The organism is Okeania sp. SIO3I5, assembly GCF_010672085.1.
Taxonomy (GTDB): Bacteria; Cyanobacteriota; Cyanobacteriia; order Cyanobacteriales; family Microcoleaceae; genus Trichodesmium.
In genome coordinates this window covers 32,534-46,117 of the sequence record NZ_JAAHHT010000052.1, presented here as the reverse complement: position 1 = coordinate 46,117, position 13,584 = coordinate 32,534, and the positions used below count along the sequence as shown (strand labels likewise).

Here is a 13,584-nt window from a genome sequence, read left to right as displayed (position 1 = left end):
TTGAAATCTCCAATAAGATTTTTACCGAAAAAAGAAGGTTTAAAGCCTCTCCTTTCCAGGAGGAAAAGCGGTCGTTAACCTTTGCGATAGCATTCCTTCATTAATTAATGGATAATTACCTCTCCCTTTTAGGGAGAGGATTGGCTAAAAGGAAAAAACTTATTTTTTTCCCCTTTATTGGCTATGCTTTATAAACATTTTTCTTAACATAAAAATTGACAAAAATGAGAAGTTATGGATAAGTCGTTTAAGAGACTTTTTCATCAGAAAAGTGTATTGAATTTAGATGTTTTTTTGAAGATTCTTGCTCCCCACACTCCCCACACCTCCCCATCCTCCCCATCCTCCCCATCCTCCTCACCCTCCCCACAAGATTTTCAGAAGTTCCTTATAAGGGATAGCTTTATTGGGGAGGCTTTAAACCTGAATTCACTAATTATTTAATTGTTTAATTATTAATTATTTCGGTAAGGAAAGTTTCTCGAAGGGTGAGATGGCGAAGTTTCTCGCTTTTGCAGAGTCGCTCCGCTTTTCATATCCCAAAGCATTAATGTTTGCTCGCATGACCTAGGAAAGTTTTGCGGAACGCAAAACACCATATCCAATCTTCCCTTGAGAAGAAAAAATTCCTTTTAACCAATTCTTCTATTACAGAAGAGGTAATTATTAATTATTAATTATTGAACACTTTCTTACTTTGAAAAATTATTACATAATAACGCTTTATGAGGTAAGTTTTCAACTAAGTAAGTCTCTATTCATACCAAAATTAAAATTGAGATAATCATCACTATTAAGTAAAGATTTATCTATCCTCACCCTTAATGTAAAGAATGAAGAGATTTGTCAAGTTCCATTCTTTGTTTAGCTTGATTTAAAAAGTAACCGCTCATCATTGCAGAAGCCAGAAGTTGACCAAGGTTTTCTCTGTTAGTAGTTATCGCCACAGAAAAATGTTCTGGTGGTAAATTTCCCAACATACCTCTTAAATTTTGTTCCATAATTTGAGCTACTTCTGGATCTGGTTTAGAAAGTTGAGCAACAGTTTCTGGATTCATAGATTGAACATATTGCCACAGTAAATTATTACTATTTGATTTGTTGGCAAAGTTTTCAGAAGGATTGCCAGGAAGATTATTCATAATATTTACCTCCGATAAGTAGAGTTATTTAAGATTAGTTACATACTAACAAGATATCTCCCGGCTACTCCAGTCAGTGCAACCGAACTTTCAGAGACGGACTTTTCTACAAAGTCTCTAAACAGATTTTTTTAGTTTATAGCTAGTTAAAAAACCTTATTTCAATGTCTTTTTTACCTAAAAATTAAGGTATAGCAATGAGCGCTTGCATATTTACATACTACTCTTGTAATTAATGTAGTGTAAAATTCTACTGCCATTATCAACATTTTCAGGCATACTACTGATGTAGTGCTTGTACCATGTAAACACACCAGCGCTCATTGCTATATAAAGCCTCTCCATTCATGGAGAAAAAAGCGGTCGGCAAGCAGACCATGACCTAGGTTGGGATGGATAGGTTACCTAAGCATATCCAATCTTCCCTTGAGAAGAAAAAAATTCCTTTTAAACCAATCCTCTTCTTATAAATAAAGAAGAGGTAATTATTAATTGTTAATTGTTAATTATTAATTATTAATTATTAATTATTGAAGGCAGCTCATATCATGTCCATTGGTATAGTCTCCTATAAAATCTGAGGAAATATCTACTATATGTTTAAGATTTTTCCTTCTTTCATATCATTTATGTCCGCTTACTTGAGAGTTGGGATATTCATTCCAGAGGTAAAAACTTAAGCGTAGGATTCAGCTTGAGTCACTAAACCCTTACTAAGTATGAATTATACCAATATTACTAGATTCGATATTAGACCTTATTCCAACTTAGGTTTTCTTTTTTCCTTACTCCCGTAACAAGCCATTTTTTCCTCTAGTCTTTCCCTTCAAGTAGACTGGGTATGTAGAGAAGGAGAAAATAAACATGAAAAAATCATCTAAATCTAAAGGTCGTCTGGTTTGGAATCATTCAACCCATATCAAAGGTTTAATCCCAATTTTAGAGAAACTAACCCAACATCAGGGTATTGAAACTGTTACTCCAGGGGAAATAGGCAACTCCAGAAGTCATATTCCCCAGATGAAGCTAAAAATATCAGTTCCTATTCGCGGTGGTTTTAAACTTATCGCTAGACAGGGAAAGACTGTTCAAGAAGTGTTTATGTTAACGAGTTTAAGTCAAGAAGACTTAGAAGAGGCGATCGCTCAGGTCTTAGCTAAGTAAATATACTTCTCGTCCGATTTTTGGTAGATGTATTTTTCAGCAATTAATAATTAATAATTAATAATTAGGGCTTGCTGAAAAAGTATGCGTGGCTTCGGGAGGAGTCAGAAGTCAGGAGTCAGGAGTCAGGAGAAACTGGGAATTTAGAGAAGGTAGTTAGATATTTTATCCCTTGATTTTTCTGCAATTATTCTGCCACTGTCCCAAATTTTTTGCTTACTCAAGCTTAAAAAGTCGCACCTTTTTTTCACTCTAAAAAGCCTAAAACCTTTATCTGTAAATTCTTTGATATTTAATCAGCAAGCCCTAATTAATAATTACTTCTCCATTTTAGGGGGAGGATTGACCAAAAAGGACAAAAATTGATTTCTCTCCGCTGAATGCTTATAAGGTTAATTTCTCTCATTTAACTATTGTAAGCATTCAGCTATTAGCAGTCAGCTCTCAGCTTTTTAATAAACAATTTGGTTCGATAGACTAGACTTATTAAGATTAGCTGATAGACTTTTACAGTAACTTTTAATTCTTTGAAACATATCAACTGCTTTTTCCTCTTTTAAGGGTAATGAAGCTGATAGCTGATAGCTGACCGCTGAATGCTTATGTAGAAATTTTCAGATACAATATGTCAGTTAAACAACCAAGAAAAATGTAGAATAAAATACAGGCAATTTCTTTATTTGAACTATGAATATCACATTTGAAGAACTAACCACAATTGATGAAAAGCTTTCTAAACGTCACATAGACCTTGATCCTAATGGTTATTTTATTATTTTTATTGACCCAGAAGCAGGTCTTATTTTTGCAAAACACTTTACTAATATTATTGATGACCGAGGTTTAGCTATCGATCCAGAAACAGGAAAACCTATTCCTGCTAAAGGTAAAGTAGAACGTCAGGAAACTACAACATTTACTGCGAGAACCGCCAAAGAAATGTGTGTCAAAATATTTGAAGAAACCCATCCTTGTCACGTCACAATGTTAGATCATGCTGCTTATTTAGGACGGGAATTTGTACGTGCTGAAATTGCCTTATTAAATGGCAAAGAATATATTCAAGATTAATTCAATTAACAAATGGAACTAGAAATAAAATTTATGCTATTTTCTTGAATTACTAGCCAGAAAAGCTTTGATACCAGAAATAAGTAGCCATGGGTACAATTGTAGCAATAACTAATAATACAACCACTAAAATAGTTGCACTTTGATCGTCAGTTTCCTCTGCTGATTTAAAAGTAGCTGCTACTTGTGCTGAAAGCTCATCTTTAACTTCCGGAGGACCTGGATCGGGTTCTCCAGATAATACAGCAGTTAGGCGATCGCTAGCTGCCAAGAAAGCTTGATTATATTTATTGCCATCTTTAATAGGTACTTGAATAGTTTCATCAACTAAACTCTGAGTAATCTCATTAGACATAAGCTCTTTAACTGCATCACCGATACGAATTGCATCATTATTGGTGAGAGTATCTAGTACCAATAAAGTTTGATGAGTTTTTGCTTCTGGAGTGGGGAACCATTTGTCAAATAATTTTTCAGTAAAACTATCGATAGTCTCACCATAATCTAGGCGACGGATAGTAACGAATCTAACTTCATTCCCAGTCAAATTAACCAAATTTTCTAAAGTCTTGTTTAGTTTACTTTTGGTAACCCGACTGAGAATATCTGCATCATCAACAATAAATGTACGATCGCCTGCCACTAGACTGGGCATTTGATAAACTCCAGTTGCAAATGTAGAGGATACTGGGATGATAGTGGCCAAAATTAGTAATAGTAGAGATACTATTAAAGTTTGAAGATTTTTAAGATTGAATAGTTTTATCATGATTATTATCTGCATCTTTTAGTGAAATGTAATTTTTTTATAGAGTGACGGCTTTTTGCCACTATCAATCTATGGTTTATGAAAATATGGAAACTTTACTAGACTTGATTTACTTGATCATTATAGATATAGAACAATACGGTTCATATAAGACATCTCCTGAAAATAAATTTGCACTTTTTTTACTATAAACTAGAGTTGTAAAATTTACTCAAAACATCATTTTCCGTACCTTTTCAGTAAAAATATCTTCCCAGTTAAGTGTTCCCTATTCCCTGTTCCCTGCTTTTACAAAAAGTCTATATCTTTTTCACGCCTATGTCTATAAGACTAAAACTCATAAGCTGTAGAATTATGTAGATGAGTCTTTGAAATTACAAAACTGCAAAAAAAACTTAACTGAACTGTATTGATTTATAGGCAGCTCAAGATAGAACAGAACAAAAGCACTGTTACTCTAATTATTTTTTCCAAGCTAACTGTTAAGTTTTAGACAGCATTTTCCTCGGTGTTTATCCTAACCTTTAATCTTTGACCTTTGCTTTTTATTTTTGACTCGTTGCTGAACCACTTCTGGTGGCGGACCATAATCTCCATCACTGAAGTATACTCGTTCTACTCTATTTCCAGGTTCCACTTCAATCCACAGACGGGCACCCCCGGCTTGACTTTTATTCGGTTGATGGGGTTGATAAACGATTTGACAAAAACCATGAATTTTCAAAGCGTGGCAATAATCTTTTTTACCGCCTACTTTTACGGCTACTGCTGGATAAGAAGTTCCATTGTCTCGGTTATAGTCAATAGTCTTTCGCAGAACATGAACTATAGTCTTAGCTTCCCGTTGAAATGTATTCCAAGTTCCTTGAGGACCGCGACGACCTGGTTTAATGCCTGGCATTCCTCGATGGTTGAGCGGAATTTTCCAAAGTCTTTTGATTTTACGAGCGCCTCGAACGCGGTCTTGATTCAGTAGGGTTCTTAATCTACCTGTGGAAATATTTAACAAAAAAGCCGCTTCTGTTGTACTTACATATGAGATAGTCATAACTATAACGTCTGAGTTTTTTTATATCTCTATTATAACAAAGTGTGTAATCAAAAATTAAAAAAATATTTTTGTCATTCAAGCAAAAATATTTTTTTAAAATTTTAAGATAGTTAAAGTAGTGCAACATTTAACCTTATCAAATCTATTCATCACTGAATATCCCTGATAATAGTATGGCATTACCATAACGGTAAAGGCTGTTCGCCTAGTCTAGCAAAGCTAATCCTTAAAGGACTAGGGTGTTATTACCTTTCTTCTACGAGTGATAACAGAAGAATTGTTTTCACTGATAGTAGTGCTGGTATCCTAGCTCACTTCGCCTGGCAGCTAAAATCTACCGAACTGTTTCCAAAAGGCACCGTTTCCTATATTATACCAGATTTAGGACTATTTTTGTTTACGCAGCATTCCGCAGGAAACGTTCAAAATCTCAAAAATCAAGGAAATGGATAGGTTTAACAATTTTTGGTTAATAGTTGCGTCTATTATATCCATAAATATATTCCTAAATTTTGATTTGAGCAACAATATTTCCATACTATTGACATTAAAGATTGATTATGCTAGCAAATCTTAATAAGGATAGCTATAAAGTTAATGTCCATCAAACATAGATTTTGTCAAAAAGAAAAAATTAAGATTGGCTGAAATAAAAAAACTCTATGCTGTAAAGCATAGATATCATTACAAATATATAGGTGCGACTCGTTGGTTAGTCAAAACTGCTGAAAGGCAGGCATATCTGGCCTTCCGTAGCTAATCTTAAAGGAGGTTAAACATCTGGCTACCGGAAAACTCTTATTACCTTGGTGGTGAAATTCCACCCGCCCTGTTGTTGGGTTGACAGCATAGACCACGGAGTAGCGACTGAACATCAATCTCCGAAGCTGGTTTAAAAGCGGGACAATACCAGTTACCAGGAACGATACCGCAAGCAAAGGCTGACAAGTGGACGAAGAGGAAGGTAATAAAACTCTCGTAATTGTAAGCCATCCCAAAGGTAACTGTGGGATGTAGGACGAAAGTCAGAGGGTCAATGGATAACCTATCTATATGAGGTTGTCAACAACCATACCGAACCCTTCGGGAGATTTTACCCCACTAAATCAGCCGTAATAAAGGAATAAGAGAACGAGGAAACCTCTCTAAGACACCCAAGAATATAGGTCGAATCGAAGGCAAGCCATTCAAGGTCAATCTGCACTATGGTTGCAGGTCTTAGGGAGAGTAGGATTGGGTAAGAAGCATACTAATTAATAATTAATAATTAATAATTAATAATTAAGAGCGGACGAATAAGAGTAAATATTCAGTATCTGAATTGCTTAGTTTTCCCTAAACTCTAATAATTATTCATGGTTCATTATTCATTATTCATTGCTGACGTACCCACTGTTAGACGTAATGTAAAGTAATAATTAGCGATGAATAAAGCTAAAACACTAAAAAGAAGATTGGGTAATCCAAAGCGCTCTCTTGAGTGCGTCTTACATTCTGAGGAGACCTCAGAATTACGCACTCGCTTTTTAAGCGTGGCATGGGATACAGACGATATACCAAATCCAGTAAGTATTAATCCAAATTTAAAATGGAGAGATATCAACTGGAGACGGGTGGAGAAGAATGTATTTAAGTTGCAAAAGTTAATTTACAAAGCATCCAGCCGTGGCGAAATCCGTAAGATGCGTAAATACCAAAGACTTCTGACCAAAAGTTATTACGCAAGGTTGCTAGCTGTTAGGCGCGTGACTCAGGATAATCAGGGTAAGAAAACTGCTGGTGTGGATGGTATTAAAAATTTACCACCAATGCAGAGACTGAACTTGGTTGATTTATTAAACACGCGATACCTCAAGGCAAGTCCTACCCGTAGAGTCTGGATACCAAAACCAGGTAGGGATGAAAAACGCCCTTTAGGCATACCTACTATGTATGATAGAGCCTTACAAGCCTTGGTTAAGTTGGGTATGGAACCAGAGTGGGAGGCACGCTTTGAACCTAATAGCTATGGTTTCAGACCAGGGCGGTCAACACATGATGCTGTTGGAGCGATATACGCCAGCATTAATAAAAAGCCAAAATATGTGCTAGATGCTGATATATCAAAATGTTTTGACCGAATTAACCACGAGGCACTGTTGGGAAAAGTTGGCCAATCACCTTACAGACGACTAATCAAACAATGGTTAAAGTCTGGAGTATTTGACAACAAACAATTCTCAAACACTGTGGAAGGTACACCACAGGGAGGGGTCATATCACCCTTACTAGCAAACATCGCCCTACACGGTATGGAAAAGTGTTTAGATAAATTCGCGCAAACCCTGCCAGGGAGTAAGCGTGATAAGAAACAAGCATTATCCCTTGTGCGCTATGCTGACGACTTTGTTATCCTACATGAAGACATCAAAGTAGTGTTAAAAGCAAAATCCGTAATACAGGAATGGTTAAACCAGGTAGGATTAGAACTAAAACCTGAAAAAACCAGAATTGCCCACACCTTGGAAGAATATGAAGGAAATAAACCCGGATTTGACTTTCTAGGATTTAATGTTAGGCAATATGAGGCCAAGTCAACCGGACAAGGATTTAAAACGCTGATTAAACCGTCCTCTAAGAGTATCAAGACTCATTATCGGAAATTGGCGGATATATGTAATAAAAACAAAACCGCCTCTACAAAGGCTCTAATAGCTAAATTAAATCCGGTAATTAGGGGATGGGCTAACTACTTTTCCACTGTAGTAAGTAAAAAGATATTCAGTAAGTTGGATATGCTTTTATATAAGAGATTATGGAGATGGGCAAGTAGAAAGCATCCAAATAAATCGGCTAAATGGGTAAAGAAAAAGTATTTCCCCACAATTAAGAATACCAGAAAATGGGAACTTAACGACAATGGATATATACTAAACCTACACTCAGATGTACCTATTATAAGGCACATCAAAGTTAAAGGTAATAAATCCCCCTATGACGGCAACTGGACTTATTGGAGCAATAGAATCGGTAAATATCCAGGCGTAAGGAAAGAAGTCACAACGCTCTTAAAGCGACAAAAGAATAAATGCGCATTTTGCGGACTAACCTTTAGACCGACAGACCTTAGGTCAGTAGACCATATAAAACCACGGTCATTTGGTGGTGACAACACACTAAAGAACAAACAACTGTTGCACCGACATTGCCACGACACGAAAACTGCGAAAGACAAAAGGACATATCCAAAATTTAAACCCCAGGATTTACCTGATAATTATGTATGGATTGACGATATGTTAACTCTGAAACAGGATGTACCTATGACAAAGGACGTTTAGGATAGGAGCCGTTGATGAGGTGAAAGTCTCACGTCCGGTTCTGAAGACGAGTCAGTTTGGTAACAAACTGGCTTAGTTTAACAACTCGCCCCCCTGAACTATTTATCTATCTAACATACAAAAATTGCAGTTTGTATAATCCTAATATAAGGTCTTATGTCAACTCTTGTTATTGTTGAATCTCCGACTAAAGCCCGTACTATTCGCAATTATCTACCCTCCGACTACCGCGTGGAGGCATCCATGGGTCACGTCCGTGACCTACCACCTTCTGCCGAGGAAATACCAGAAAAATTCAAAGGAGAAAAGTGGGCACATCTAGGTGTAAATGTAGAATCCGATTTTGAACCAATCTATGTTGTCCCTAAAGACAAAAAGAAAACTGTTAAAGAACTTAAAGATGCTCTGAAAGAAGCTGATGAATTAGTATTGGCTACAGATGAAGACCGGGAAGGGGAAAGCATAAGTTGGCATTTATTGCAACTACTAAAGCCGAAAGTTCCTACTAAACGGATGGTATTCCATGAAATTACTCCTGAAGCTATCCGCAAGGCAATTGCAAATTGTCGAAATATAGATGAACAGTTAGTTAGGGCGCAAGAAACTCGTCGGATTTTAGACCGACTCTATGGTTATACTCTCTCTCCTGTACTTTGGAAAAAAATTGCCTGGGGTCTTTCTGCAGGTAGAGTACAGTCAGTAGCAGTCAGACTATTAGTTCAGCGAGAACGTCAACGTCAGGCTTTTAAACAAGGGGGTTATTGGGATTTAAAGGCCAGTTTAGAACAAGAAAAAACTCCCTTTGAGTCTAAACTTGTCACCCTTGGGGGTACAAAAATAGCTACTGGTAGTGACTTTGATGAAAATACGGGCAAAATAGCTGAGGGTCGTAATGTTATTTTGTTAGATGAAGCTCAGGCAGAAGCTCTCAAAGAACGACTAGAAGATAAACCTTGGACTGTTAATAGTGTTGATGAACGGGCTGTTAGACGTAAACCATCTCCACCTTTTACTACTTCTACTTTACAACAGGAATCTAACCGCAAATTACGAATGGGTGCTAGGCAAACTATGCGGACTGCCCAAAGTTTATATGAACAGGGTTTTATTACCTATATGCGGACTGACTCAGTACATTTGTCCGATGAAGCGATCGCTGCTGCTCGGAGTTGTGTTGAGAAAATGTATGGCTCGGAATATCTAAGTCCTGAACCTAGACAATACACTACTAAAAGTAAAGGGGCTCAGGAGGCTCACGAAGCTATTCGTCCTGCGGGTAAAACTTTCCGCACTCCCCAGGAAACAGGATTGAAGGATCAAGAATTTGCTCTTTATGATTTGATATGGAAAAGAACGGTTGCTTGTCAAATGGCTGACTCTCGCCAAACTCATATTACGGTTAATTTACAAGTGGAAGATGCAGGTTTTCGTTCTAATGGGAAACGGATAGATTTTCCTGGGTTCCTCCGGGCTTATGTTGAAGGTTCTGATGACCCAGAGGCCGCTTTGGAAAATCAAGAAGTACCTTTGCCTCCTCTGAAACAGGGAGACCATCCTACTTGCACAGAAATAGATGTAGTGGGGCATGAAACTCAGCCACCTGCTAGGTTTACGGAAGCGTCTCTGGTAAAAACTTTGGAAAGTGAAGGTATTGGTCGTCCGAGTACCTATGCTACTGTTATTGGTACTATTGTTGACCGTGGTTATGGCAAACTTCAGAGTAATGCTTTGATTCCTACTTTTACTGCTTTTGGCGTGACAAGTCTATTGGAAAAGCACTTTCCAGAATTTGTGGATGTTAAGTTTACGGCTCGTATGGAACAGACTCTGGATGATATTTCTACGGGTGAAGCTCAATGGTTGCCATATTTACGAGAATTTTATTCTGGAGAAACTGGGCTTGATACTCAAATTAAGGAACAGGAAGAGTATATTGACCCCAAGTTAGCTCGTACTATTGAATTAGAAAATTTGAATACTGATTCAGATATGAATTATCGTATCTGTGTCGGTAAGTTTGGTGCTTATATTGAGGCAGAAAATGATGAAGGTATAGTTAAAGCTTCTATTCCTGAAGATTTAACCCCATCAGATTTAGACCCAGAACAAATAGAGAAAATTCTTAAGCAAAAAACAGAAGGTCCGGAGGAGTTAGGAATCCATCCAGAAGAAGATAAACCTATCTATATAATGACTGGTCGTTATGGTCCTTATGTGCAGTTGGGTGATGAGTCTGAAGGTAGTAAGAAGAAGCCAAAGCGAGCCTCTTTGCCGAAGGGTGTAAATATGGAGGATGTAACTTTGGATATGGCGATCGGGTTATTATCTCTGCCTCGTACTTTGGGGGTTCACCCAGAAACAGGTTGTAAAATTCAAAGTAATTTGGGACGTTTTGGTCCCTACGTTGTTCACGACCAGGGAAAGGAGGGTGGTAAGGATTATCGTTCTTTGAAAGCTGGGGATGATCCTGTGACTATTACTTTGGAACGTGCTTTGGAGTTATTGGCTCAACCTAAAAAATCAAGACGGGGTAGTGCTAAGGCTGCACCTCCACTGAAAGATTTGGGTAAACATCCTGAGGATGGGGAAGCAGTGGGTATTTATGATGGTCGCTATGGACCTTATGTAAAGCATGGTAAGGTAAATGCTTCTTTGCCGAAGGATATGTCTGTTGAGGATGTGACTTTGGAGAAGGCTCTGGAACTTTTGCAGGCTAAGGCTAGTAGTAAAAAGTCTGGTCGTGGTAGGAAGTCTACAAAGTCAAAGGCGGAAGATAATTAGGGTTTAGGGTTTAGGGTTTAGGGTAGGAGTCAGGAGTCAGGAGTCAGGAGTCAGGAGTCGGAAAAAATGGGAATCATAGAGGAGGTAGGAGGAAAAATCACTCTTACGATTTTTCTGCAATGATTTGTGAAAAAAACTGTAGGGGTTTGGTCTCCAAACCCTAATTATTAATTATTGCTCTGCTGAATAAAGTCTTTTAGTAGGGGTAGGAGTCAGGAGTCAGGAGTAGTAGGGGCGATTCGCTTGCTCGCCCCTACAGGAGAAATAGGGAATTTAGAGGAAGTAGAAGTAAGAATTGTCCACCAATTTTTCTGTCCTTAGTTTGCCCAAAATACTAACTTTTTGAGCGTGAAGAGTTGAAACAAGCGCACTTTTTGGGAATCAAAAAAGGCTCAAATCTTTACCTATAAATGCTTTGATAATTAATCAGCAAGCCCTAATTATTAATGGCTTTGTTGCACGAAAGTATATAGCTGCCACACTTGGGACCCATATCTACAACAATAACGCGCTGAAACTGCTCTAACTATTGGACAATAGATAAATAGAACATAAATCTTTGAAATCAAAAGGTTGAAACTTTTGCCTGTAAAGGTTTTGAGAGTCGATCGGTAGAGCAATAACTATTGGACAATAGTAAATAGGATATCAATAATCATGAAAGAGAGTGATTAAGCTGTCGCTAGGCGAGCCTTTTCATATAGGGAATGGGACTCTTGACCTGTCGCTCTGCGTTTTATGTCAGCTCTTAGCCGTTTTGCGCTCCAGATAACTTTCCTTCAGAATGCTTTGCGGAGCGCAAAAACGCTCTCTCAGCAGAGCAATAACTATTGGACAATAAATAAATAGGGTTTGCTGAAAAAGTATTTTTACTCTTTGTAGTAGTCAGTAGTCAGTAGAAATAGGAATTCAGAGGAGCTAGGAGTTAGAATTGTTCCTCAATTTCTCTGTCCAACTATGGGTCTAAAATAATAACATTTTGAGCCTTTTCAACTCAAAATCTCCCACTTTTTCAATATTGAAAAAGGTTAAAAGCTTGAGAATGTAAACACTTTCAGATTTAATCAGCAGAGCAATAAATAGAAAATCAATAATCGCGAAAAAGATTGATTAATCTGTAGAATGGATGTTAAGAAGGCTAATTTCATGCAACAAAGCCATTATTAATTATTAATTATTAATTATTTAGCAAACCCTAATTATTTTCCTAATCTCCAATTTTATCCACCAGGCAACTCAGTCAAAAAGTTATTAACTATTGTAGGTAATTCTTTTTTAGAGTAGTTATAAGTGAGTGCCAGTAGATTTTGAGCTATTGTTATTACTTGATTTTTATCAACCATATCTAAAAGTTGAAAAGGTGTATAGGTTCCATCAAATACCTCTACACTAGCATCACTAATTGCAATTTCTATCGTTTCTTCTAAGATGGTTTGCCATTGGTCTTGCTTTATATAATAAGATTTTCGATTATCCTGAAGATTAATTTTTTTAATTTCTATTAGTGAACTACGAATAGAAGATTATCCTGAAGATTGATTTTTTTAATTTCTATTAGTGAACCACGAATAGAAGCTGCCCAAGAATTTGTTAACCTTTGCTCTAATTGATTTTTAATCAGGTGTATTAACATTCTAATTACAAAAGATTCAATGGCATAAATTTTTGTTTGCCGACTCATTCCATCTAATTCATATATTAAAGCTAAAGGATCTTCGTGGCGTTGTTCTAAAATACTATTTTTTAAATCTTATAATTCCTGAATCATTGCTATTACTATTGTAATATTTAGACTTGCTAATTAACTCACAAACCACACTTCCCACACTCCTATCCCTGCCTCCAGTCTTCCCCACTAGGTAACTCAATTAAAAAATCATCAATAACTTTTGGTAATTCTTTTTTAGAGTAATTAAAAGTTAATTTTAGCAAGTTTTCAGCTTGCAATTTATATCGTTTATTCTAATATTTATTGCCATTGGTTTTGCTGAATGTAATAAGATTTTCGATGATCCTGAAGATTAATTTTTTTAATTTCTATTAGTGAACCACGAATAGAAGCTGCCCAAGAATTTGTTAACCTTTGCTCTAATTGATTTTTAATCAGGTGTATTAACATTCTAATTACAAAAGATTCTATGGCATTAATTTTTGTTTGCCGACTCATTCCATCTAATTCATATATTAAAGCTAAAGGATCTTCGTGGCGTTGCTCTAAAATACTATTTTTTAAATCTTCTAATTCCTGAATCATTGTTTGTTTTTATATGAAATTTCCCCATCATA

Annotated in this window: 10 protein-coding genes; 4 read left to right on the top strand and 6 right to left on the bottom strand. The window is 36.7% G+C overall.

From position 1 onward, the window contains the following. Positions 1–821 precede the first annotated feature (821 nt). A complete protein-coding gene (locus F6K40_RS14545) occupies positions 822–1,142 on the bottom strand; it encodes a DUF760 domain-containing protein (RefSeq protein ID WP_293136985.1) in 321 nt (106 codons plus the stop codon). 864 nt (positions 1,143–2,006) lie between these two features. Between F6K40_RS14545 and F6K40_RS14540 the strand changes: the two genes are divergently transcribed. Together F6K40_RS14540 and F6K40_RS14535 are read left to right on the top strand one after the other, a co-directional pair. Then, the gene (locus tag F6K40_RS14540) at positions 2,007–2,306 is read left to right on the top strand and encodes a DUF2103 domain-containing protein (RefSeq protein ID WP_293136983.1); all 300 of its coding nucleotides are present in this window, start codon (positions 2,007–2,009) and stop codon (positions 2,304–2,306) included. Between the two features lie 687 nt (positions 2,307–2,993). Then, a complete protein-coding gene (locus tag F6K40_RS14535; protein ID WP_293136981.1) occupies positions 2,994–3,377 on the top strand; it encodes a DUF4346 domain-containing protein in 384 nt (127 codons plus the stop codon). Positions 3,378–3,429: 52 nt separating this feature from the next. Here the strand turns inward: F6K40_RS14535 and psb32 are convergent, their stop codons facing one another. Continuing rightward, positions 3,430–4,146 (bottom strand): photosystem II repair protein Psb32, encoded by a 717-nt coding sequence (gene psb32 / locus F6K40_RS14530; protein ID WP_293136979.1) that lies wholly within the window; start codon positions 4,144–4,146, stop codon positions 3,430–3,432. Positions 4,147–4,663: 517 nt separating this feature from the next. Continuing rightward, positions 4,664–5,194 (bottom strand): DNA-binding protein, encoded by a 531-nt coding sequence (locus tag F6K40_RS14525; protein WP_293136977.1) that lies wholly within the window; start codon positions 5,192–5,194, stop codon positions 4,664–4,666. 1,427 nt (positions 5,195–6,621) lie between these two features. Here F6K40_RS14525 and ltrA point away from each other — a divergent pair. Next, positions 6,622–8,517, top strand: coding sequence for a group II intron reverse transcriptase/maturase (ltrA, locus tag F6K40_RS14520; RefSeq protein WP_293136975.1), 1,896 nt, complete (start codon positions 6,622–6,624; stop codon positions 8,515–8,517). Positions 8,518–8,673: 156 nt separating this feature from the next. Continuing rightward, positions 8,674–11,298 carry a type I DNA topoisomerase gene (topA, locus tag F6K40_RS14515; RefSeq protein ID WP_293136973.1) on the top strand — a complete coding sequence of 875 codons (2,625 nt, stop codon included), beginning with the start codon at positions 8,674–8,676 and terminating at the stop codon, positions 11,296–11,298. A gap of 1,220 nt (positions 11,299–12,518) precedes the next feature. On the opposite strand, the gene F6K40_RS40860 is transcribed toward topA, so the two are convergent. The 3 genes from F6K40_RS40860 to F6K40_RS14505 all read right to left on the bottom strand — a co-directional run bounded on the left by F6K40_RS40860 (position 12,519) and on the right by F6K40_RS14505 (position 13,552). Continuing rightward, positions 12,519–12,641 carry a hypothetical protein gene (locus F6K40_RS40860; protein WP_365671458.1) on the bottom strand — a complete coding sequence of 41 codons (123 nt, stop codon included), beginning with the start codon at positions 12,639–12,641 and terminating at the stop codon, positions 12,519–12,521. Positions 12,642–12,799: 158 nt separating this feature from the next. Further along, the gene (locus tag F6K40_RS40855) at positions 12,800–12,979 is read right to left on the bottom strand and encodes a hypothetical protein (protein WP_365671456.1); all 180 of its coding nucleotides are present in this window, start codon (positions 12,977–12,979) and stop codon (positions 12,800–12,802) included. Between the two features lie 288 nt (positions 12,980–13,267). Then, the gene (locus tag F6K40_RS14505; protein ID WP_293136971.1) at positions 13,268–13,552 is read right to left on the bottom strand and encodes a DUF29 family protein; all 285 of its coding nucleotides are present in this window, start codon (positions 13,550–13,552) and stop codon (positions 13,268–13,270) included. Positions 13,553–13,584: the final 32 nt, after the last annotated feature.

Bases quoted from the DNA above. Each gene is read 5' to 3' on its own strand.
- F6K40_RS14540 (WP_293136983.1), top strand. From the start codon at position 2,007: ATGAAAAAATCATCTAAATCTAAAGGTCGTCTGGTTTGGAATCATTCA.
- F6K40_RS14535 (WP_293136981.1), top strand. From the start codon at position 2,994: ATGAATATCACATTTGAAGAACTAACCACAATTGATGAAAAGCTTTCT.
- psb32 (WP_293136979.1), bottom strand. From the start codon at position 4,146: ATGATAAAACTATTCAATCTTAAAAATCTTCAAACTTTAATAGTATCT.
- F6K40_RS40860 (WP_365671458.1), bottom strand. From the start codon at position 12,641: ATGGTTGATAAAAATCAAGTAATAACAATAGCTCAAAATCTACTGGCA.
- F6K40_RS14505 (WP_293136971.1), bottom strand. From the start codon at position 13,552: ATGATTCAGGAATTAGAAGATTTAAAAAATAGTATTTTAGAGCAACGC.
- F6K40_RS14525 (WP_293136977.1), bottom strand. From the start codon at position 5,194: ATGACTATCTCATATGTAAGTACAACAGAAGCGGCTTTTTTGTTAAAT.
- F6K40_RS14545 (WP_293136985.1), bottom strand. From the start codon at position 1,142: ATGAATAATCTTCCTGGCAATCCTTCTGAAAACTTTGCCAACAAATCA.
- topA (WP_293136973.1), top strand. From the start codon at position 8,674: ATGTCAACTCTTGTTATTGTTGAATCTCCGACTAAAGCCCGTACTATT.
- ltrA (WP_293136975.1), top strand. From the start codon at position 6,622: ATGAATAAAGCTAAAACACTAAAAAGAAGATTGGGTAATCCAAAGCGC.
- F6K40_RS40855 (WP_365671456.1), bottom strand. From the start codon at position 12,979: ATGAGTCGGCAAACAAAAATTTATGCCATTGAATCTTTTGTAATTAGA.